At 73.2% G+C, this 20,920-nt stretch carries 17 protein-coding genes and 1 pseudogene; 10 read left to right on the forward strand and 8 right to left on the reverse strand.

All coding sequences use genetic code 11. The features are described from left to right. The first annotated feature begins 101 nt into the window (after positions 1 to 101). The 3 genes from HDA41_RS05775 to HDA41_RS05785 all read left to right on the forward strand — a co-directional run bounded on the left by HDA41_RS05775 (position 102) and on the right by HDA41_RS05785 (position 3,179). A complete protein-coding gene (locus tag HDA41_RS05775) occupies positions 102 to 1,271 on the forward strand; it encodes a sensor histidine kinase (protein WP_184981315.1) in 1,170 nt (389 codons plus the stop codon). A 14-nt stretch (positions 1,272 to 1,285) separates the two neighbouring features. Further along, positions 1,286 to 1,948: a response regulator transcription factor gene (locus tag HDA41_RS05780; RefSeq protein ID WP_184981317.1), complete on the forward strand. Its 663-nt coding sequence runs from the start codon at positions 1,286 to 1,288 to the stop codon at positions 1,946 to 1,948. An 88-nt stretch (positions 1,949 to 2,036) separates the two neighbouring features. Next, positions 2,037 to 3,179, forward strand: coding sequence for an ROK family transcriptional regulator (locus HDA41_RS05785; RefSeq protein WP_184981319.1), 1,143 nt, complete (start codon positions 2,037 to 2,039; stop codon positions 3,177 to 3,179). 232 nt (positions 3,180 to 3,411) lie between these two features. On the opposite strand, the gene HDA41_RS05790 is transcribed toward HDA41_RS05785, so the two are convergent. The 3 genes from HDA41_RS05790 to HDA41_RS05800 all read right to left on the reverse strand — a co-directional run bounded on the left by HDA41_RS05790 (position 3,412) and on the right by HDA41_RS05800 (position 5,556). Next, a complete protein-coding gene (locus HDA41_RS05790) occupies positions 3,412 to 3,645 on the reverse strand; it encodes a hypothetical protein (RefSeq protein WP_184981321.1) in 234 nt (77 codons plus the stop codon). A 95-nt stretch (positions 3,646 to 3,740) separates the two neighbouring features. Next, on the reverse strand, positions 3,741 to 4,502 hold the full coding sequence (locus HDA41_RS05795) for a GntR family transcriptional regulator (RefSeq protein ID WP_184981323.1): 762 nt from the start codon (positions 4,500 to 4,502) through the stop codon (positions 3,741 to 3,743). Positions 4,503 to 4,671: 169 nt separating this feature from the next. After that, positions 4,672 to 5,556, reverse strand: a complete 885-nt coding sequence (locus tag HDA41_RS05800; protein WP_184981324.1) for an RNA polymerase sigma-70 factor — start codon at positions 5,554 to 5,556, stop codon at positions 4,672 to 4,674. Between the two features lie 161 nt (positions 5,557 to 5,717). On the opposite strand from HDA41_RS05800, the gene HDA41_RS05805 reads away from it, so the two are divergent. From HDA41_RS05805 to HDA41_RS05820, 4 genes are all read left to right on the forward strand, one after another. Further along, positions 5,718 to 6,548 carry an alpha/beta fold hydrolase gene (locus HDA41_RS05805; protein ID WP_184981327.1) on the forward strand — a complete coding sequence of 277 codons (831 nt, stop codon included), beginning with the start codon at positions 5,718 to 5,720 and terminating at the stop codon, positions 6,546 to 6,548. A 508-nt stretch (positions 6,549 to 7,056) separates the two neighbouring features. Further along, positions 7,057 to 8,505, forward strand: a complete 1,449-nt coding sequence (gene pdxR / locus HDA41_RS05810; RefSeq protein WP_184981329.1) for a MocR-like pyridoxine biosynthesis transcription factor PdxR — start codon at positions 7,057 to 7,059, stop codon at positions 8,503 to 8,505. A gap of 138 nt (positions 8,506 to 8,643) precedes the next feature. Continuing rightward, entirely contained in the window at positions 8,644 to 10,218 is a 1,575-nt protein-coding gene (locus HDA41_RS05815; protein WP_184981331.1) for an alkaline phosphatase D family protein, read from the forward strand. Between the two features lie 149 nt (positions 10,219 to 10,367). After that, on the forward strand, positions 10,368 to 11,621 hold the full coding sequence (locus tag HDA41_RS05820) for a GNAT family N-acetyltransferase (protein ID WP_184981333.1): 1,254 nt from the start codon (positions 10,368 to 10,370) through the stop codon (positions 11,619 to 11,621). On the opposite strand, the gene HDA41_RS05825 is transcribed toward HDA41_RS05820, so the two are convergent. Continuing rightward, complete coding sequence (locus HDA41_RS05825; RefSeq protein WP_184981335.1) at positions 11,610 to 12,851, reverse strand: trans-sulfuration enzyme family protein; 1,242 nt, start codon at positions 12,849 to 12,851, stop codon at positions 11,610 to 11,612. The genes HDA41_RS05820 and HDA41_RS05825 overlap by 12 nt on opposite strands. Before the next feature lie 59 nt (positions 12,852 to 12,910). On the opposite strand from HDA41_RS05825, the gene HDA41_RS05830 reads away from it, so the two are divergent. Together HDA41_RS05830 and HDA41_RS05835 are read left to right on the forward strand one after the other, a co-directional pair. Next, complete coding sequence (locus tag HDA41_RS05830; protein ID WP_030147445.1) at positions 12,911 to 13,402, forward strand: Lrp/AsnC family transcriptional regulator; 492 nt, start codon at positions 12,911 to 12,913, stop codon at positions 13,400 to 13,402. Between the two features lie 32 nt (positions 13,403 to 13,434). Then, positions 13,435 to 15,126 carry a DUF885 domain-containing protein gene (locus HDA41_RS05835; RefSeq protein WP_184981337.1) on the forward strand — a complete coding sequence of 564 codons (1,692 nt, stop codon included), beginning with the start codon at positions 13,435 to 13,437 and terminating at the stop codon, positions 15,124 to 15,126. 6 nt (positions 15,127 to 15,132) lie between these two features. Here the strand turns inward: HDA41_RS05835 and HDA41_RS05840 are convergent. The 4 genes and pseudogenes from HDA41_RS05840 to HDA41_RS05855 all read right to left on the reverse strand — a co-directional run bounded on the left by HDA41_RS05840 (position 15,133) and on the right by HDA41_RS05855 (position 20,536). Then, a pseudogene (locus HDA41_RS05840) lies at positions 15,133 to 15,550 on the reverse strand (SDR family oxidoreductase). A 95-nt stretch (positions 15,551 to 15,645) separates the two neighbouring features. Then, entirely contained in the window at positions 15,646 to 16,164 is a 519-nt protein-coding gene (locus tag HDA41_RS05845) for an immunity 21 family protein (protein WP_184981339.1), read from the reverse strand. 215 nt (positions 16,165 to 16,379) lie between these two features. Further along, positions 16,380 to 19,376 (reverse strand): AAA family ATPase, encoded by a 2,997-nt coding sequence (locus HDA41_RS05850; protein ID WP_184981341.1) that lies wholly within the window; start codon positions 19,374 to 19,376, stop codon positions 16,380 to 16,382. Then, on the reverse strand, positions 19,373 to 20,536 hold the full coding sequence (locus HDA41_RS05855; RefSeq protein ID WP_184981343.1) for an exonuclease SbcCD subunit D: 1,164 nt from the start codon (positions 20,534 to 20,536) through the stop codon (positions 19,373 to 19,375). The genes HDA41_RS05850 and HDA41_RS05855 overlap by 4 nt, the downstream gene beginning before the upstream one ends. Before the next feature lie 93 nt (positions 20,537 to 20,629). Between HDA41_RS05855 and HDA41_RS05860 the strand changes: the two genes are divergently transcribed. Further along, positions 20,630 to 20,911, forward strand: coding sequence for a hypothetical protein (locus tag HDA41_RS05860; RefSeq protein ID WP_230299630.1), 282 nt, complete (start codon positions 20,630 to 20,632; stop codon positions 20,909 to 20,911). Positions 20,912 to 20,920: the final 9 nt, after the last annotated feature.

Here is a 20,920-nt window from a genome sequence, read left to right on the forward strand (position 1 = left end):
GCGTGGCCGGTCGGCCGGGGTGCGGGCCTCCCCCGGCGGTGGAGATCGCCTCCCCCGTGCGGGGGAGGCTCGCTGTCAGTGGCGGCTGGCACGATGGCGCAATGGTCCGCATGCTGCGCCCTTTCACTCGGGCGGTGACGTACACGCGGTGGCTGCACCTGCTGGTGGCCATCGTGTGGCCGTCCCTGTGGTTGTTCGTCAAAGAGGCGTGGTGGACCCAGGCCACGGCCGCCGTGCTGCTCGGACTCGCGGGCCTCGTGCCCGCCACACGACTGGTGGAGGGGTTCCAGGCCCGTCTGTTGCTGACCGGCCGGCGGCATGACAGCGAGAATGCGGAGATCGTGGCCACCCCGTCGGCCACGTGGGCCGACCGCGGTCGGACGGTGGTGTGGCTGGAGGCGCGGCTGGCCCTCGGCTGGATCGTGGCCCACCTCTCCGTCCAGTTGCCTTTCCTCGCGGTCGACTTGCTGACCACGGGGTTGGGTCAGGGGCCGACCGCCGACGGCTACGTAAGCGTCGAGGAGCACCACTGGTGGCACGCCCTGCTCGCGCCCCTGCCACTGCTGCTGTTGCCCGTGGTCGTGGTCTGGTCCGGTCACCTCATCACCGCGCTGGCCGTGAAGCTCCTCGGCCCGTCTCCCGCGGAGCGGCTCGCGGCCATGGAGGAGCGCACCGAACAGCTCCTTGAACGCACGCGCATCGCCCGCGAGTTGCACGACTCCATCGGCCACGCGCTCACGGTCGCCGTCGTGCAGGCGGGGGCCGCGCGAGCGGCGGGCGATCCCGCCTTCACCGACCGCGCCCTGGGCGCCATCGAGGAGACCGGCCGGGCCGCCCTGGAGGATCTGGAGCGGGTGCTCGGTGTCCTGCGCGAGTCGGGGAAACCTGTCAGCAGCAGACCGACCCTCGCGGACGCCGACCGGCTGCTGGAGTCCGCGCGCGCTTCCGGGGCGAAGGTCGACGCCGAGGTGACCGGCCCCGTGGACACGGTGCCCGGGCCGGTGTCCCGGGAGGGCTACCGGATCCTGCAGGAGGCGCTGACCAACGTGCTGCGGCACGCCGGAACCGTACCCGTACGGGTCCGTGTGCACGTCGCTGCGGACACCCTCGTCCTCGCGATACGCAACCCGCTGACGGAGCCGATCCCCGGCCCCGGGCGCGGCAGCGGCCTGCGCGGCATACGCGAGCGCGCCGCCCTGCTGGGCGGGCTGGCCCAAACCGGCCCCGACGAAGGTGACTGGCAGGTTCATGTCGAGCTGCCATTGAGTTGATCTACGCTGGTCCGATGCCGGTCACCGTTCTCCTCGTCGACGACGAACCCCTCGTGCGCGCGGGTCTGCGGGCCGTGCTGGAGGCACAGCCCGACATCGAGGTGGTCGGGGAGGCCGCGGACGGGGCGGCGGTGATCCCGCTCGTGCGGCAGCTGCGGCCCGACGTGGTCGCCATGGACGTGCGGATGCCGCTGCTGGACGGGATCGAGGCCACCCGGGTGCTGCTGCGGACGGTCGACGAGCCGCCGAGGATCCTCGTGGTGACGACGTTCGAGAACGACGAGTACGTGTACGAGGCGCTGCGGGCGGGTGCCGACGGGTTCCTGCTGAAGCGGGCCCGGCCGGCCGAGATCGTGCACGCGGTGCGGCTGATCGCCGAGGGCGAGTCGCTGCTGTTCCCGGCCTCGGTACGGCAACTGGCCGCCGAGTACGGCGAGGGCGGCGGGAACCGGGCCGCGCGGGCGGCGATGGAGCGGGCCCAGCTGACCGAGCGGGAGGGCGAGGTGCTGCGGCTGATGGCGCGGGGCCTGTCGAACGCGGAGATCGCCGCCCGGCTGGTCGTGGGCACCGAGACGGTGAAGTCGCATGTGAGCGCCGTACTGGCGAAGCTGGGAGCGAGGGACCGCACGCAGGCGGTGATCGCGGCGTACGAGTCGGGGTTCGTCGCGCCGGGGTGATCGGCGGGCGCCTGCGCCCGCCCCTCGCCGGGGTCCGCCGCGCCGAGTACGATCCGGCCAACACGCGCACGAGCTGGGAGGACGGACGGTGGGGCGGCTGACCGGCGGGGATCCCTCGCTGTTGCGGAGAATCAACTCCGCGGTGGTGCTGCACGCGCTGCGTGGCACGGACTGCGCGACGCTGACCGAGATCACCCGGGTGACGGGACTGTCCCGGCCGACCGTCGAGGGCGTCGTCGAAGGGCTCGTCGAGGCCGGTCTCGTCGTCGAGAAGGCGGCCGAGGAGGGTGCCGCGCGACGGCAGGGGCGGCCGGCGCGGCGGTTCCGGTTCCGGGCGGAGGCGGGGCATCTGCTGGGGCTCGAGATCGGCGCGCACCGGGTGGCCGCGCTGCTGGCCGACCTGGACGGCCGGGTGATCGGCTCCCAGGCCAAGGACGTGCCCGAGACGGCGGGGGCCGACGAGCGGCTGGAGCGGCTGCGGGGGGCCGTCGCCGAGTTGCTGCGCCGGGCCGGTGTCGCACGCGGCTCGCTGCGGGCCGTGGGCGTGGCGACGCCCGGGATCGTCAAGGCGGACGGCACGGTACGGCTGGGCACCGCGCTGCCCGGGTGGACGGGACTGCGGCTGGGCGAGCGGCTGAGCCGGTCGTTCAAGTGCCCGGTCCTGGTCGAGAACGACGCCAACGCGGCGGCCGTCGCCGAGCACTGGAAGGGCGCGGCCACCGAGTCGGACGACGTGGTGTTCGTGCTGGCGGGGCTCAGCCCGGGCGCCGGTTCATTGATCGGGGGGCGGCTGCACCGGGGCTACGGCGGGGCGGCCGGCGAGATCGGCGCGCTGCATCTGCTGGGCCGGGAGGTGACGCCCGAGATGCTCCTCTCCACCACGGACGAGCCCCTTCACCCCCTCGACGAGCAGGCCGTCGCCGAGGTCTTCGCCCGGGCCCGCGAGGGCGACCAGCGGGCCCGCGCCGCCGTCGACCGCTTCCTCCAGCGCCTGGTCCACGACGTGGCAGCCCTGGTCCTCGCCCTCGACCCGGAACTGGTCGTCATCGGCGGCTGGGCAGCAGGCCTGGACGGCGTCCTGGACCCCCTCCGCCAGCAACTGGCCCGCTACTGCCTGCGCCCCCCGGAGGTGACCCTGTCCCGCCTGGGGGACGCGGCCGTGGCCACGGGCGCCCTGCGCCTGGCCCTGGACCACGTCGAGGAGCAGCTGTTCACAGTGGAACGCCGCTGAACGGCAACGCCTTCAAGGGGGCGCGGGGCTGTATCGACACGCGGCTCCGCCGCGTGGGCGCGACCAGCCACGACGCACCCGCAGCCCGCCACTCATCGCCCCGGCAAGCACCACACCCAGGCCCTGCTCTGCCTCGCCAGACGCCGGGCCGATGTCCTCTTCGCGATGCTCCGCGACGGAACCTTACGAGCCCCAACCGGCTGCGGCCAGGTGAGGAGTCCAGACCGCTCGGTCAGTCCTCCGGCCGAAGCCGCTGACGAGCGGCCTCAAGCCGCTGGTCATAGTCAGGCGCGAACAGCCCAGGAAGCGCCTTGTCCAGCGTTCCGGCGATCCGATGGATCGGCGCCCAGACCGCCGGATCGTCGACAACGCGGCTGAGGTCCGTCATCTGGAGCTTCTCCAGCCAGTGCGACAGCACCAGTGCCTCGTCCCTCGTGAGCTTGATCGTGACCTGGCTATCACGCATGCCCACCCCTACGGCTCGGCCCGCCCTCGACCGCACGAACCTACCGGCCTTGGACCTTGACCAAACACATAGGGGCACCCTCCGAAACCCGACGGTCAGGAAGCCTGCCGCTGCGGCTCGGCGTGAATTTCCGCCCCAGCCGAGTCACCGAAGGTCAACCGACACGTGTCAGCGCGATACGTCGCCACCGAAAGCGCACCCGTGCGCCCCCCGGCGACGAACCGGGTCGTCACCACGAGCACGGGCGCCCCAGGCAGTCGGTCGAGTTCCTTCGCGTCCTCGGCCCCGGCGGAACCGAGCTCCACCGCGTTCTCCTGCCGCTGCAGCTCCAGCCGCTGGAGCTCGCGCAGCACCGCACGCGCGCGTGCCGCTCCGGACGGCGCGTCGATGCCGGAGAGTTCGGGCACCGAGGACTGCGGGACGTACAGCAGCTCGGCGGCGACCGGCCGGCCGTGCGAGACCCGGGAGCGCCGCACGATGTGCACGGACTCCTCCGGGCCGGTCTCCAGCGCCTCGGCGACCGCCGCGGGCGGCACCGCCGCCGTACAGTCGACGGGCTGCCAGGCGTCCTCGGGGCCGCCCGGCCAGGTGTGCGGGCCGGTGCCGAGGGAGACGCCCACGCGGGGCGGCGCGACGGTCGTACCGACTCCGCGGCGGCGCTGGAGTCTGCCCTCCAGTTCGAGTTGCTCCAGGGCCTGGCGGAGCGTGGCGCGAGCGACGCCGAAGCGGGCCGCGAGGTCGCGCTCGTTGGGCAGGATCTCCCCCACGGAGAACTCCGAGTCGAGCGCTTGGCTGAGCACGGTCTTGAGATGCCAGTACTTCGGTTCCGGCACCGATTCCAGCTGCGTGGTCCCCACCCTGTCCTCCGCAATCGCCGTGGTCGGCGGCTTTTCAGCGCCCTTGTTTTTTAAAGGTTGTTTCACTTCTCTGCGACCATAGGGCGGCCCTGATCCTTGGTCAAGACCAATGGCCGGGAACGTTCACGGGACGTTCATGCGAGGCCGCGGCGGGAGTCCTGCGGCGCGTCTAGACGGCGGCCAGAGCGCGCAGCTTGTCGGGGTTGCGGACGATGTAGACCGTCTGGACACGGCCGTCGGCGACGTCGAGCTGGAAGACGGAGTCGGGCTTGTCACCGGACACGACCAGAACGGCCGGGCCGCCGTTGAGCTCCAGGAAACGCAGGGAGAAGTTGGGGACGCCCTTTCGCGCGGCGCCGACGAGGAAGCGGCCCACCTTGTCCGCCGTCCGGAGAACCCGCAGCGGCGCCCGCGACTTGCCGCCGCTGTCGCCGACGAGCCGGACGTCCGGGGCGAGCACCGCCATCAGCCCTTCGAGGTCGCCGTCCGCCGCGGCGGCGAGGAACCGTTCGGTGAGGTCGCGCCGCTGGGCGGGGTCGACCTCGTAGCGCGGCCGCCGCTCCTCGACGTGTTTGCGGGCCCGCCCGGCCAGTTGACGGACCGCAGGTTCGCCCCGGTCGAGCATGGCGGCGATCTCGGCGTACGGGAAGCCGAAGGCCTCGCGCAGCACGAACACCGCCCGCTCCAGCGGTGACAGCGACTCCAGCACGACGAGGACGGCGAGCGAGACGGAGTCCGCGAGCACGGCCCGCTCGGCGGTGTCCGGTACGGTGTCGCCGAAGTCGGTGACGTACGGCTCGGGCAGCCATGGGCCCACGTACGTCTCTCCGCGGGCCTTGATCTGGCGCAGCCGGTCGATGGCGAGGCGGGTGGTGATCCGTACGAGGTAGCCGCGCGGTTCGCGCACGTCGCCGCGGTCGCTGCCCGACCAGCGCAGCCAGGCCTCCTGGACCACGTCCTCCGCGTCGGCGACGCGGCCCAGCATGCGGTAGGCGACGCCCAGTAGGACGGGGCGGTGCGCTTCGAAGACGTCGGTCGCGGTCTCGGAGGTCACGGACTCCATCCCAACCCACCGGTGCGGCCCTGTCCAGGCGGAATCGCCTTCCCGGACAGCCGCGGCCGTCAAAGTGGCGACAACTCGGGGCTACCCGCCGGTAGCAATTGCTGACAAGCTGTCTACGGCGTCCGTCAGCGAGTACAGCCGAGGAGCACCGCATGTCCGCCACCGTCTCCTTCAAAGTCGCCTCCGCACAGGGCGAGCAGAACGTGACCCTGTCCTACACGCGTCAGGGCAGCGGCGAACCGTTGCTCCTGCTGCACGGCATCGGCCACCACCGGCAGGTGTGGGACCCGGTGATACCCGCGCTGGCGGCCGAGCGGGACGTGATCGCCGTGGACCTGCCGGGGTGCGGCGAGTCACCGGCGCTCCCGGACGGCATGGCGCACGACCTGCCGACCATGAACACCGTCCTCGCCGCGCTCTGCGAGGCGCTGGAGATCGAACGGCCGCACGTGGCGGGCAACTCGCTGGGCGGCCTGCTGGCCCTGGACCTGGCCCGCGCGCAGCTCGTCCGCTCCGTCACCGCCCTGTCCCCCGCGGGGTTCTGGAACGAGGTCGAGCGCCGCTACGCCTTCACGGTGCTGATGACGATGCGGCAGATCGCCCAGCGGATGCCGCTGCCCCTCGTCGAACGGCTGGCCCGCCCGGCGATCGGCCGCACGCTGCTGACCAGTACCATCTACGCCCGGCCCGGCCGTCGTTCACCCGAGGCCGTGATCGCCGAGACGCTCGCCCTCGCCCGGTCCCAGGGGTTCTCCGAGACCCTCCGCTCCGGCAGGTCCGTGCAGTTCACCGACGACATCGTGGGCACACCGGTCACCGTGGCGTGGGGCAACCGGGACCGGCTGCTGATCCCCCGCCAGGGCGTGCGGGCCAAGAGCGTCATCCCCCGCGCCCGGCTGGTACGGCTGCCCGGCTGCGGCCACGTCCCGATGAACGACGACCCGGCGCTGGTCGCCCGGGTCGTCCTCGACGGCAGCCGCTGAACGGCAAAGCGCCCGGGCCGGTCCGTCGTCACTCGGCCGATTCGGGCGCCACCCGTTGGGTCGCGGCGCGCGACAGCCGTACGTACCAGCCCCAGTCGGTGACGTACCGGCCGTGACCAGGCTGTGCGTCATGCTGTAGGCCACGTAGCAGCCGCGTGCGACGCGCCGGTCCGGGCCGCTGCGGCAGGCGATTGCCCCCGGGAGGTAGCCGATGACGTCGATGACCGCGAACAGCGCCGCGAACACCCACCACCGGATCTCTTCCCGGTGCTGGAAGGCGAGCACCAGCGAAACGGCGAGGGCGGCCGGCCATTCGAGTCGTAAGAGCGCGAACGTGGTTCGGGTCTCGAACCGGTTCTTGGCATCCACGGACCCTCTCCAGGATTGCGCGTACGATGCGGGGCCCGGTCAGGCCGTTCCCCCGCTTCGGTCTCCACCCTCTTGACGCGGCGACGGCCGTCACCCCTCGCGGCGCAAAGCGCGCCCACGGATCCGGCAGACTGACCGCATGGAGCGCATGGACCGCACGGACCGCAACGAACCCGCGTCGCCCGCCTGGGAGTTGCTGCTGCCGGCCGCTTCGGCACCGGCACGCACGCGTGGCCGTTCCCTCCAGGCGGCGCTGCGCGAGGCGGTCCGCTCGGGCCGGCTCGCGCCGGGCACGCGGCTGCCGTCGAGCCGGGATCTCGCGGCGGATCTGGGGGTGTCGCGCGGGCTGATCACGGAGGCTTACGAGCAGCTGACGGCGGAAGGCTATCTGCGCAGCGGCCGGGGCGCCGGAACGTGGGTGGGCTCGGCCGTACGGGCCGCCCGTCCGCAGGCGCAGGACCTCGCCCCGCGCTCCCCGGGTGCCCGGGCCGACTTCGTGCCCGGGACACCGGATCTGTCGCTGTTCCCGCGCTCGGCCTGGGCCGCCACGCAGCGCGCCGTGCTGGCGGAACTGCCGCACCAGGACCTGGGGTATCCCGATCCGCGCGGGCTGCCCCGGCTGCGTACCGCGCTGGCCGAACTGCTCGCCCGGCGGCGGGGTGTGGTGGCCGACCCGGAGCGGATCGTGGTGGTCTCCGGGGTGGCCCAGGCGACGACGCTGCTGGGTTTCGCGCTGCACGCGCGCGGGGTGCGCGCGGTGGGTGTCGAGGACCCGGGCAGTCCCCAGCACGACGCGCTGTACGCCTCGGCCGGGGTCACCGCCGTACCGGTGCCCGTGGACGGCGAGGGAATCGCCCTGGAGCCGCTGCGGGCGTCGGGCGTCCGGGCGGTGGTGGCGACACCGGCTCACCAGTTCCCCACCGGCATCGTCTACTCGGCCCGCCGCCGCGCCGAGCTGCTGGACTGGGCGCGGTCCGTGGACGGCATCGTCCTGGAGGACGACTACGACGGGGACTTCCGCTACGACCGTGCTCCCGTCGGCGCGCTCCAGGGCCTCGACCCGGACCACGTCGCCTACACGGGCTCGGTCAGCAAGTCCCTCGCCCCCGGGCTGCGACTGGGCTGGCTGCTGGTGCCCGAGTCCTGGGCGGAGGAGATAGTGGAACGCAAGCGCACCATGGATCTCGGCCATCCGGCCCTGGACCAGGCACTGTTCGCCCGCTTCCTGGAGCGCGGCGACTACGACCGGCAGTTGCGCCGCTGCCAGCGCGCCTACCGCGAGCGCCGTGACGCCCTGACCGCCGCCCTCGACGAGCACTTCCCCGGCTCCCGGGTCTCGGGCATCGCCGCCGGCCTGCACGTGATCGCCACCCTGCCGGAGCGCTACGGCCCCGAGGACCGTTTCCTCACCCGCGTGACGGCGGCCGGGGTGGCGGTACGCCCCCTGTCGGCCTACGCACACCCGCGCCCCGCCCAGGACGAGGACGACGGGCCGAAGCGGACTCAGCTCGTCCTGGGCTACGCGCACGTCCCGCCCGCCCGGATCCACGAGGGCGTACGCCTGATGGCGGAGGCGGCCACGGGGTGATCCGGCGGAGCTCGCGGATTCCCGCCGGTTCCCCTCCCGTCGCGGTCAGTTGTTCACTTGGGGTTCGTGTGTGCGCTGCGACATGCCAGTAGGTGTGGCTGTGCACACTGGCCGGATCCCGTCCCTGGAGGCGCATCCATGTCACACCGTCCGCTCCCCGCGCGCCGTAGCGTCCTGCGTGGCTCCCTCGCCGCGTCGGCGGCCCTCACCCTGCCCACCGCTCTCGGCGCGACGCCGGCCTTCGCGCTGTCCGGGCGTCCGAAGGCGGGGTGGGGTGTGCAGACGGGAGACGTGACCTGCGACTCCGGGCTGGTGTGGGTACGGTCCGACCGGCCGGCCCGGATGATCGTCGAGACGTCGGCGACCGAGTCGTTCCGCAACCCGCGCAGATGGCACGGCCCGCTGCTGGAGTCGGGCACCGACTTCACCGGAACGACCCGGCTGCGCGGCCTGCCGTCCGGCGAGCAGATCCACTACCGGGTGCTGCTCGCCGACCCGGACGACCCGCGCCGCACCGGCGAGCCGGTCACCGGCACCTTCCGCACGGCGTCCGACAAGCGGCGTGACGGCGTGCGGTTCGTCTGGTCCGGCGACCTGGCCGGTCAGGGCTGGGGCATCAACCCGGAGCTCGGCGGCTACCGGATCTACGAGGCGATGGCCGCTCTCGACCCGGACTTCTTCGTCTGCAGCGGCGACAACATCTACGCCGACGGCCCCCTCACCGAGACCGTGGCCCTGCCCGACGGGCGCACCTGGCGGAACATCACCACCGAGGAGAAGGCCAAGGTCGCCGAGACCCTGGCGGAGTTCCGCGGCAACTTCCGCTACAACCTGCTGGACGAGAACCTGCGTGCCTTCAACGCCCAGGTCCCGTCCATCATCCAGTGGGACGACCACGAGGTCACCAACAACTGGTACCCGGGCGAGATCCTCGGTGACAGCCGGTACACCGAGAAGAACGTCGACGTGCTCGCCGCCCGCGCCCGCCGCGCCTTCTCGGAGTACTTCCCGATCTCCACGCTGCGCCGCCCCGACGGCCGCGTCTACCGCGTGCAGCACCACGGCCCGCTGCTGGACGTCTTCGTGCTGGACATGCGCACCTACCGCAACGCCAACTCGCCGGACGACCAGCCCACCGACCCGCAGGGCATTCTCGGCCGCGAGCAGTTGGAGTGGCTCAAGCGGGAGCTGTCCCGCTCCCGCGCGGTGTGGAAGGTGATCGCCTCCGACATGCCGATCGGCCTGGTCGTCCCGGACACCGGCGACGGCAAGCCGAACATCGAGGCCGTCGCCCAGGGCGACCCCGGCGCCCCGCTGGGCCGTGAGCTGCAGATCGCCGAACTGCTGCGCTTCATCAAGCACCGCCGGATCACCGGCACGGTGTGGCTCACGGCCGACGTCCACTACACCTCGGCGCAGCACTACGAGCCGTCGCGGGCCGCGTTCACCGACTTCGAGCCGTTCTGGGAGTTCGTGTCGGGCCCGCTGAACGCCGGTGCGTTCCCGGCGAACACGCTCGACGGCACCTTCGGTCCCGACCGTGTCTTCCTGAAGGCGCCGACGACCGCCAACGTCTCCCCCGCCGGCGGCTACCAGTTCTTCGGCGAGGTCGACATCGACGGCGGCAGCGGCGAGCTGACCGTACGTCTGCGCGAGCAGGACGGCACCGTGCTGTTCACGAAGGTGCTTCAGCCGGGCCTGGTCGGCCAGTGAGATGCGACCGTAGGAGGACGGCACCCGGTACGGCGCAGGGGTACGGTGCGCAACGTTTGAAGGGTTGATAAAGAGGGCAAGCCATCTCTTTTACCCGCCAGTCACAATGCGTTCGTGATCACGCAACACCGTTCGGTCACAGTGGGTGCATGACGCGAAAAGTGACTGATGTGACGCACCTGAACGACTGCCGCCCCGCCAACCCCTGGCAGCGGGTCACGGCGGCGCTGCACACCTGGCGAACACGACGCCACGAACACGCGCCGCCGACGGACGATACCGAGTCCCCGGCACCGGAGCCGGTGCCGGGGGCGAACACGCTGTGGCGGATGCGGACCACGGTGAAGGACGAACCCGGATCGCTGGCGGTCCTGTGCACGGCCCTCGCCGGGCACCGGGTCGACATCCTCAGCCTCCAGACGCATCCGCTGGCCGAGGGCACGGTGGACGAGTTCCTGCTGCGTGCCCCGGGCGAGCTGCCGGCGTCCGCGATCAGCACGGCCGTCCGGTCGGCCGGCGGCGCCGACACCTGGATCGAGCGGGCCGACGCGCACGACCTGGTGGACGCGCCGACCCGGATCCTGGGTCTCGCCGCCCGCACCGCGCTGGACGCGGCGGAACTGCCGCTGGCCCTGCGCCAGTTGCTGGGCCGGTGCACGATCCGTTCCCAGCCCGCCCCGGCCGGCGGCGGCCGGGCGGCCGACGGTGTCCCGGTGGAGGGAGCCCTCGACGACACGGTGATGCGCCTGCGCGCCCCGGAAGGCGGACTGATCACCGTGGAGCGGCCGTACCTGCCCTTCACACCGACCGAGTTCGCCCGGGCCAGGGCCCTGGTGGAACTGGACGCCCGGCTCGGACCGCGCGTCCCGCGCGGCCGGGACGTGCTCACCCTGGCCGAGGGCAGCGACATCACCGTGCGCCGGGCCGACACCCGTGATCTGGAGGCGGCCAGGGCGATGCACGAGCGGTGCTCGGACCGCACGCTCAAACTGCGCTACCACGGGCCGGTCGGTGACGCCGACCGCTATCTCAACCACCTGCTCAGTCCCCGCTTCGGCCGGACGCTCGCCGTGCAGACGGCCTCCGGGCGGCTCGTCGGGCTCGGGCATCTGTTGTGGGACGGTGACGAGACGGAAATCGCGTTGATCGTCGAGGATGCGTGGCAGCGGCGGGGCGTCGGCGGGGAGTTGCTGGGGCGGCTGGTCGCGATGGCCACGGAGGGGGGCTGCAGGAGTGTGTACGCCGTGACGCAGGCGTCCAACACGGGGATGGTCGCTGCGATGCGGGGGCTGGGCCTCCCCCTCGACTATCAGGTCGAGGAGGGGACCCTTGTCATCACTGCGCGGCTGGGTGAGCCGGTTGCGTCCAGTGCGGGTGAGTTGGGCAGCGCCTCAGCGTCGTAGGGGCAGTTGTGTGTCGGTGAGCGCGGGTTCGTCGTGGCTGGTCGCGCACTTCCCCGTGCCCCTTTGGGGGCGCTCCAGCGCCTGGTCCAGATCAGCCCATAGGTCGTCCACGTCTTCCAAACCCACTGACATGCGCAGCAGGCGGTCGCTCACCCCGGCCCCCCTGCGGTCGTCCGCGTCCACGATGCGGTGGCTGATGGAGGCCGGGTGCTGGATGAGGGTGTCCACGCTGCCGAGGCTCACCGCCGGGGTGATGAGGCGGACGCCGGCGATGACCTCGTGGGGGTCGCCGTGTATCTCGAAGGAGACCATCGCGCCGCCGATGCGCGGGTAGTGCACGTGGGCCACGCGCGGGTCGGCGGCGAGGCGGTGGGCGAGTTCGGCGGCGTTGGCGGAGGCGGCCCGTACCCGGACGGGGAGCGTGGACAGACCGCGCAGCAGCAGATAGCCGGCCAGGGGGTGCAGGACGCCGCCCGTGGCGAAGCGGACTTGCCGCAGCCGGCCCGCGAACTCCTCGTCGCAGGCGACCACGCCCGCCAGCACGTCCCCGTGGCCGCCGAGGTACTTGGTGGCGCTGTGCAGCACCAGCCGTGCGCCCTGTTCGGCCGGACGCTGGAGCACCGGCGTGGCGAACGTGTTGTCCACGAGCAGCGGCACCGAGCCGCAGGCGTGCGCGACGGCCCGGAGGTCGACCTCGGCGAGCGTGGGGTTGGCCGGGGACTCCACGATCACCAGGCCGGTGTCCGGACGCAGTGCCTCCGAGATTCCGGCCGGGTCGGTCCAGGTCACCTCCGAGCCCAGCAGCCCGGCGGTCAGCAGATGGTCGCTGCAGCCGTAGAGGGGACGTACGGCCACCACGTGCCGCAGCCCCATCGAGGCGCGTACGAGCAGGACGGCGCTCAGGGCCGCCATGCCGCTGGCGAACGCGACCGCCGCCTCGGTGCCCTCCAGGCGGGCCAGCGCGGTCTCGAAACGGGCGACGGTCGGGTTGCCCAGCCGCCCGTACACGGGCGGGCCGTCCGGGTCCGCGCCGGTGGCGGCGAAGGCGTCGATCCGGGCCGCCTCGCCACGGCTGTCGTAGGACGGGTAGGTGGTGGACAGGTCGATCGGCGGGGCGTGCAGGCCCTGCCGGGCGAGGTCGTCCCGCCCGGCGTGGACGGCCTCGGTGGCGAGTGCTCTCGGTGCGGTGCGTACGTCGTCGTGGGCGGCGGCCGTGCTCGCTGTGTCCATGACTGAAGGGTGAACACCGACCGGGTTCGAGGGCGGGAGGCCCGTGTTATGTTCGGCCGATGGCCGAATCTGTCGTACTGGACCCGGTGGATCTCCATCTGTTGCGGCTGTTGCAGAACGACGCCCGGGCGACCTACCGGGATCTCGCCGCGCAGGTCGGGGTGGCGCCGTCGACGTGTCTGGACCGGGTGACCCGGCTGCGCCGCTCGGGCGTGATCCTCGGGCATCGGCTGGAACTGGATCCGGCCAAGCTGGGGCGAGGGCTGGAGGCCTTGCTGTCGGTGCAGGTCAGGCCGCACCGGCGGGAGCTGGTGGGGCCGTTCGTGGAGCGGATCCGCGCCCTGCCGGAGTCGCGGACCGTCTTCCACCTGACCGGACCGGACGACTACCTCGTCCATGTGGCGGTCGCCGACATGGCCGACCTCCAGCGGCTCGTGCTGGACGAGTTCACCGCGCGGCGGGAGGTGGCGCGGGTGGAGACCCGGCTGATCTTCCAGCAGTGGGAGTGCGGGCCGCTGCTGCCGCCTTCGCCCTCGGCTCAATCCGGATGACGTGCGCTGTTCCGCGTACCAGGATGGTCCGCATGTCTGAGATCAAGAGCCCGCTGCCCCGTGAGGTCGCCGACGCGTACGTCGACGAGCTCATCGCCCTCGACCCCATCACCGGCACGTTCCTCGGCGTGCGGGAGAGTTCGAGCAGGCTGCCGGACACCTCGCCCGCGGGCCAGGAGGAGCTCGCCGGGCTGGCGCGCAGGACGCTGGCCCGGCTGGACGAGGCGGAGCGGCTGCCCGGCGCGGACAGCGACGTCGAGCGCCGCTGCGGGCGACTGCTGCGCGAGCGGCTCATCGCGGACCTCGCCGTGCACGAGGCCGAGGAGAGCCTGCGGTCCGTCAGCAATCTGAGTTCCCTGCCGCATGCGGTGCGGCAGGTGTTCACCGTGACGCCGGCGCAGTCGGAGGAGGACTGGACGGCGATCGCCGAGCGGCTGCGCGCGGTCCCGGCCGCGCTGGAGGGATACCGGGAGTCCCTGGCGCTCGGCCTGGAGCGGAAGCTGTACGGCGGGCCGCGTGCCACGGCCACGTTCGTGGAGCAGCTCGGCGAGTGGGCGGACGCCGACGGCGAGGGCCGCGGCTGGTTCGAGACCTTCGCGGCCGCCGGCCCCGAGGCGCTGCGGTCCGAGCTGGATCCGGCGGCCCGCTCGGCCACCGAGGCGGTCGTACGGCTGCGCGACTGGATGCGGGACGTGTACGCGCCGGCGATCGAGGGCGCGCCCGACGTCGTGGGCCGGGAGCGGTACGCGCGCTGGGTGCGCTACTACAACGGCACGGACCTCGACCTGGACGAGGCGTACGCGTACGGCTGGTCCGAGTACCACCGCCTCCTCGGCGAGATGAAGGCGGAGGCCGAGAAGATCCTGCCGGGCGCGGCCACGCCGTGGGTCGCGCTGGCGCACCTGGACGAGCACGGCACGCACATCGAGGGCGTCGACGAGGTGCGGCAGTGGCTCCAGTCCCTGATGGACGACGCGATCGGCGCGCTCGACGGCACCCACTTCGACCTGGCCGAGCGGGTGCGCCGGGTGGAGTCGCGCATCGCCCCTCCGGGCAGCGCCGCGGCGCCGTACTACACGGAGCCGTCGGACGACTTCTCGCGCCCGGGCTGCACGTGGCTGCCGACCATGGGCAAGACGCGCTTCCCGGTCTACGACCTGGTGTCGACCTGGTACCACGAGGGCGTGCCCGGCCACCACCTCCAGCTGGCCCAGTGGAAGCACGTGGCGGAGAACCTCTCCCGCTACCAGGCGAGTGTCGGCATGGTGAGCGCCAACGCCGAGGGCTGGGCCCTGTACGCCGAGCGGCTGATGGACGAACTGGGCTTCCTGACGGACCCGGAGCGCCGGCTCGGTTACCTGGACGCGCAGATGATGCGGGCCGTGCGCGTCATCATCGACATCGGCATGCACCTGGAGCTGACCATCCCGGACGACTCCCCCTTCCACCCGGGTGAGCGCTGGACGCCCGAGCTGGCGCAGGAGTTCTTCGGCTCGCACAGCAGCCGGCCCGCGGACTTCGTGGAGAGCGAGCTGACCCGCTATCTGTCCATCCCGGGCCAGGCCATCGGCTACAAGCTCGGCGAACGGGCCTGGCTGCTGGGCCGCGAGAAGGCCCGCGCCCGGCGCGGTGACGCCTTCGACCTCAAGTCGTGGCACATGGCGGCCCTCTCGCAGGGTTCCCTGGGCCTGGACGACCTGGTGGACGAGCTGTCGCAGCTGTAGGGAACGTCAGCGGCGGAAGCCACCCTCCTGGTAGATGACCTGCCCGGGAGACCCCAATCGCCTCGTCCGCGGCCGGCCACGTGATGAGGCGGGCCGGGTCGTCGGGCATGCCACACCGCCCGGCGGGGAAGCGCGCTGCGATGGCGTCGTGGTCCTCGCCGGTCATGTGGTCCGTGTCCACGGGCCCGGGATTGACGGTGTTCACGGTGACCGCGTGGTCGGCGAGCGCCGTCGCCAGGAAGCCGACGAGGAGGGCCAGACGTCCGCCGAGCGCCTCGGCGGCCCTGCCCACGAGTTCACCGGGCAGGGCCGGATCGGCCAGATCACCGGGCCCGGCGACGACCCGGACTTCGGGATCCCCGAGCGCCCCGCGCAGGGGCAGGGGGTCGCGGCGGAGTTCCTCGGGGTGGGGAAGCCGAGGCATACGATCATCGAGTCCGGGCTACACGAGCGACGCCCTATCACCCCTCAGGGGCGCGGGGAACCGCGCGACCAGCCACACAAACCCGCCCCCCACGGTCATCTGGGCGCCAACAACCGAAGCTGCACCAAGCCCAGCCAGGTCTCAGGCCCCGGCTGAACCCGAGCCGCCCGAACCGCGTAGCGCCCCCGCTCCAGAACCACCCGAACACCCTCGCTGCCCGAAGGATCCGCCCCAGGCCACGCCGCGTCGAAGAGAAGCACGGCCCCGGGCACCTCCCAGTGCACCTCCGGCTCCCACTCCGCCGTCTCGACAGCCACCGGCACGCTCGCGAGCAACTCGTCCTCGGAATCACCCGCGCACCACCGGACGAACATCCCCTGGTCGGGCAGATAGGCCGTCGACGCAGGCTCGTCGCCCAGAACCAGGGCCGTGCAGTCGCCGACCGGCAGGAGCCCGACGTGCCCGTCCACCTCACAGGCCCGGTCATAGTCCGAGGCCGTCTCCTCGCCGTCGGCACCCGCCCAGAACGGCAGAACCGTCTCGGGCACCGCTATCAGCGGCCCGCCGCCCGACTCCACCCATTCCACGACGCCCGGCTCCGCGTATCGCACCATGGCGCAAGAACCTACATGGTCAACTCCGGCCAAAATTCCGGGGGTCAACCGCCGCGGTCGCCGGCGCCCGCGGCGGCCGTCAGGGCGGGAACCTCCAGCCGATCGGCCAGCGTCCCGGTGCGGACTCCGGCGACCCGCAGCCGGGTCTTCTCCGGGCGTGTGACGGCCCCGCGGCTCTCGCTCGCCGCTCCCCCGGCGGCCCTCGGCCGCTGACCTCAGCCCACGCCGCGCTGCCGCAGCACCGACCCGGACCTGCCCTTGACGACCTCCAACTGCGCGTGGATCCGCCGCCGCAGATCGGGCACATGGCTGACGATGCCGACGCTGCGGTCGCGTTCGCGCAGGGAGTCGAGGACGTCGAGGACCTCGTCGAGGGTCTGGTCGTCGAGGCTGCCGAAGCCCTCGTCGATGAAGAGGGTGTCCAGCCGCACCCCGCCCGCCTCATCGGTGACGACGTCCGCGAGGCCGAGGGCGAGGGCGAGTGAGGCGAAGAACGTCTCGCCGCCCGACAGCGTCGCCGTGTCCCGCTCGCGGCCGGTCCAGGCGTCGACGACGTGCAGTCCGAGCCCGCTGCGGCCGCGTCCGGTGCGGTCGTCGGAGTGGACGAGGGTGTAACGGCCGGACGACATGCGCCGCAGCCGTACGGTCGCGGCGGCGGCGACCTGTTCCAGACGGGCCGCCAGCACGTACGACTCCAGGCGCATCCGGCGTTCGTTGTCCGCCGAGGTGCCGGCGGTGAGGCCTGCCATGCGGGCGACCCGGTCGTACTCCTCGCGCAGCGGCGCCAGCCTGCGGACGGCGGCGGTCGCCCGGGCGGAGAGCCGGTCGAGTTCGGCGCAGCGCCGGGCGGCGGCGTCGTGTGCGGAGCCGGCGTCGCGCAGCCGGCGGGCCGCGGTGTCGGCGGCGAGCTGCGCCGACGCGAGGTCGGCGGGCTGCTGCCGGGCGGCGGCCGCGGTGTCGGCCTCGGCGAGAACGGCCCGCACGGCGGCCTCCTCGGTCTGCCAGGCGTCCAGCCGCCGTTGCAGCTCGCGGTGGGCGGCGTCGTCGAGGAGGGCGGCGGCCGCGTCCCGCGGGGTGTCGAAGCCGGCGCGGAAGGCCGCGTCGGAGAGCCGGGCGTCGGCGTCCTTGAGCCGCTGGGCGGTGTCCTCGGCGGCGCGGGCGGCGTCGGCGGCGTCCGTGAGCAGTGCGGTTCGGCGCTCCAGTTGGGCGGCCCGGGCGGCGACGCTGTCCAGGGCGCCCCTCGCCCGGTCCAGCTCCTCCTCAAGGGCGGCGCGTTCGCTCTCCAGCCGTTCCCGGTGACCGACCCGGGCGGCGCTCCGCACGGCGGCCTCCTGCCGGGCGGCGACGCGCCGCTCGTGCTCGTGCCCGGCCTGCCGCAGCCGTTCCTGCGCGGCGTGCAACTCGGCGGCGCCCCGGCGGGCCTGCGCGTACTGTTCCTCCAACTCCTCGACCTCGCGGGCGAGTTGCCCGGTGGGGGTGTCACCGGCCTCGGCGGTGGCGGCGGCCAGCGCCTCCCGGACGACACCGAGGTTCCGCTCGCGCTCGGCGCGCTGTTCGTCGGCGCGCTGGTAGGCGGCCAGGGCGTCTTCCTCGGCCTCGCGGTCGACGTGCCCGGCGACCTTGCGGGCCGGGGCGGGGTGTTCGGTGGCACCACAGACGGCGCAGGGCTCGCCGTCGGTGAGGTGCGCGGCCAGTTCGGCGGCGATGCCGGTCAGGCGCTGTTCCTTCAGGTCGAGCCAGTGCTGCTTGGCGCGCAGCACCTCTGCCTGTGCGGTGCGGACCTGCTCTACGGCCTTGTTCGTGTCCTCGGCGAGCTGGTCGCGCAGCCGGGCCGCCGCCAGCCGCTGCCGCGCGGGCTCGCGGCGCACGGCGAGCTGTTCGGCGAGGGAGGCGGCCTGCTGCGCGGAGTCGACGCGGTCCTGGAGGGCGGTGCGTGTCTCCTCCCAGCCGTCGAGCCAGGCCTGTGCCTCCTGAAGGACGTCGGCGTCGGCGCGTTCCTGGCGGTCCAGGCCGGCGCGTTCGTCGAGGAGTTCGGCCAGCCGCCGCTCGGCGCGGCGGGCCGAGTCCAGTCCGCCCAGTTCCTCGGCGGCCCGGCGGGCGGCGGCCGCGAGTCCGGCCGCGCCCGCGTCGGCGAAGGTCTCGGGCAGCTGGGCCCGCGCGTGTGTCTCGGCGGCGGCCGCCCGGCGGTGTTCGGCGTCGGCGGTCTCCCGCAGGTCCAGGGCGGGTGCGACCGCCTCGGCCTTGCGGGCGCGCTCCATGCGCTGCTGCGCCTGCCGGTACCCCTCGGTCCGCTCCTCCAGGAGCGCCGCCCGTTCCTGGGCCTGAGCGAACCGCCGCTGGAGGCGGGCGAGTTCGCGTACGTCGTCGAGGGCACGGGCGGTGGCGGCCTGGGCGGACTCGGCGGCGGCGAGGGTGCACTCGGCGACGGCGAGCTGTTCGCGGGCGGTGCTGCGGGCGACGGCGGCGGCGCCCACCACGGCCTCGGCGAGTCCTGGCTCGCCGGGGGCCAGGTCCGGCAGCCGCATGGCGTCGCCCGCGGCCTGCTGCATGCGGTGGGCGTCGGCCAGCAGCGCGGCGTCCCCGTCCCGGACCTGGGCCTCGGTGGCGCGGCGGCGCTCGGCGAGGCGCTTCTCGACGTCGGCGAAGCGGCGGGTGTCGAACAGGCGGCCCAGCAGCTTGCCGCGGGCCTCGGCGTCGGCGCGCAGGAACCGCGCGAAGTCGCCCTGCGGCAACAGCACCACCTGGCAGAACTGCTCCCGGCTCATGCCGAGCAGCTGGGTGATCTCCTCGCCGATCTCCTGATGGGAGCGGCTGAGGTCCTTCCAGGCCCCGGCCGTGGCGTCGTACTCGCGGAGCCACGTCTGAGCCTTGTCCAGTGTCGTGCCGGTCCCGCGTTTCTTGGGGCGTTCCCAGGGAGGCTGCCGGGCGATCTCCAGGCGGCGTCCGGCCACGGTGAGGTCGAGGGTGACCTCCGTGCGGGTCGCCGGCGCGGCGTGGTCGCTGCGCAGGGCCGTGCCCTGTCCGCCGCCCTGCCGGGCGCCCGGTACCGAGCCGTACAGGGCGTAGCACACGGCGTCGAGGACGGATGTCTTGCCCGCGCCGGTCGGTCCGTGCAGCAGGAACAGCCCGGCCGCCGAGAGCTCGTCGAAGTCGACGGTCTGGGTGCGCCCGAAGGGTCCGAAGGCCGTGACCGTCAGCCGGTGGAGCCTCACCGGGCCACCTCCCGTACGGTCTCGTCGGCCCGCACGGCGTCGAACGCGTCCCGCAGCACGCCCTGTTCGTGGGCGTCGGGTCCGGCGCCGCGCACATGGGCGACGAAGTCCTCCGCGATCTGCTGGTCGCTGCGGCCGGCGAGGCGCCGGGCGTACGACACCTCGGGGTCGTCCTCGGCCCGGTCGGGGTCGAAGACGAGGCTGAGGGTGTGCGGGAAGCGCTCGGCGATCCGGGCCATGGGGTCGGCCGGGCGGACCGGGTCGGTGAGCGTCGCCTCGACCCACGCCTCCTCGTGCCGCGCCAGCTCCGGGTCGGCGAGCAGGTCCTCCAGCGTGCCCCGGATCCGGGCCAGGGCGCGCGGCACCGGGCAGTCGACGCGCTCGGCGTCGACGGAGCCGTCGGCGGCCAGGTCGACGAGCCACATGCTCTTGCGGTGGGCGGACTCCGAGAAGGAGTAGGGCAGGGGGGAGCCGGAGTAGCGGACGCGGTCGGTGAGGGTCTGGCAGCCGTGCAGATGTCCGAGCGCCACGTAGTCGACGCCGTCGAAGACGCCGGCGGGCACCGCGGCCACGCCGCCGACGGTGATGTCCCGTTCGCTGTCGCTGGGTTCGCCACCGGTGACGAAGGCGTGCGCGAGGACGACGGAGCGCGTGCCGGGCGCCCGCGTGGCGAGGTCGGCGCGGACCCGGTCCATGGTGGCGGCGAGCACGGCCTCGTGCCCGGCCTTCTCCACGCCGAACTCGTCCTTCACCAGGGCCGGTTCGAGGTAGGGCAGTCCGTAGAAGGCGACGTCCCCGTGGGCGTCGGCCAGCAGCACCGGGGTGCCGGCCGCCGACGGCTCGGTCCGCAGATGGATGCCGGCCCGCCCGATGAGGCCCGCGCCGACGCCCAGACGGCGGGCCGAGTCGTGGTTCCCTGAGATCATCACCGTCGGCACGCCGAGGTCGGCGAGGCGGTGCAGGACGTCGTCGAACAGCTCGACGGCGGCGAGCGGCGGCACGGCCCGGTCGTACACGTCCCCGGACACCACCACCGCGTCCACGGCCCGTTCCCGCACGGTCGTGACGAGGTGGCCGATGAACTCGGCCTGGGCGCCGAGCATGTTCACCCGGTGGAACGACCGGCCGAGGTGCCAGTCGGACGTGTGCAGCAGTCTCACGACGCCGCTCCGTCCCGCATGTCTCCCCCTGATACCGCTCCACGTCCCGCACGAGCCGGCACGGCTCGCTGTCAGCACCCACCACGCTAACCCGTGCGGGCACCTGGTCCCTCACGAACCTCTGGATGGCCCACCCATCGGGCGTCGATTCAGAGGAAATATCCACATGTATGCCGTGGAACAGGTCAGGCCTTCGACCTCACCGCCGACGTCCTCGCGGCACTCGCCGTCGGCACGGCACTGCTCGCCGTCCGGCTGGGCCGCCTTCCCGCGAGCGCGGAAGCGGCGGGGGACGCGCGGGCCGAGGTCGGCCAAGGCACCATCGACGCCACCGGCCACCTGGAGGAGCCCGCCGCCACCGACACCGGCCGGTAGCCACTCTCC

The sequence above is a fragment of the Streptomyces caelestis genome, from assembly GCF_014205255.1.
Classification (GTDB): Bacteria; Actinomycetota; Actinomycetes; order Streptomycetales; family Streptomycetaceae; genus Streptomyces; species Streptomyces caelestis.

Excerpts from the sequence above, each read along its gene's own strand:
- HDA41_RS05845 (WP_184981339.1), bottom strand. The coding sequence starts at position 16,164 with ATGGTGCGATACGCGGAGCCGGGCGTCGTGGAATGGGTGGAGTCGGGC.
- HDA41_RS05835 (WP_184981337.1), top strand. The coding sequence starts at position 13,435 with ATGTCTGAGATCAAGAGCCCGCTGCCCCGTGAGGTCGCCGACGCGTAC.
- HDA41_RS05805 (WP_184981327.1), top strand. The coding sequence starts at position 5,718 with ATGTCCGCCACCGTCTCCTTCAAAGTCGCCTCCGCACAGGGCGAGCAG.
- HDA41_RS05815 (WP_184981331.1), top strand. The coding sequence starts at position 8,644 with ATGTCACACCGTCCGCTCCCCGCGCGCCGTAGCGTCCTGCGTGGCTCC.
- HDA41_RS05790 (WP_184981321.1), bottom strand. The coding sequence starts at position 3,645 with ATGCGTGATAGCCAGGTCACGATCAAGCTCACGAGGGACGAGGCACTG.
- HDA41_RS05820 (WP_184981333.1), top strand. The coding sequence starts at position 10,368 with ATGACGCGAAAAGTGACTGATGTGACGCACCTGAACGACTGCCGCCCC.
- HDA41_RS05775 (WP_184981315.1), top strand. The coding sequence starts at position 102 with ATGGTCCGCATGCTGCGCCCTTTCACTCGGGCGGTGACGTACACGCGG.
- pdxR (WP_184981329.1), top strand. The coding sequence starts at position 7,057 with ATGGAGCGCATGGACCGCACGGACCGCAACGAACCCGCGTCGCCCGCC.
- HDA41_RS05825 (WP_184981335.1), bottom strand. The coding sequence starts at position 12,851 with ATGGACACAGCGAGCACGGCCGCCGCCCACGACGACGTACGCACCGCA.
- HDA41_RS05830 (WP_030147445.1), top strand. The coding sequence starts at position 12,911 with ATGGCCGAATCTGTCGTACTGGACCCGGTGGATCTCCATCTGTTGCGG.
- HDA41_RS05780 (WP_184981317.1), top strand. The coding sequence starts at position 1,286 with ATGCCGGTCACCGTTCTCCTCGTCGACGACGAACCCCTCGTGCGCGCG.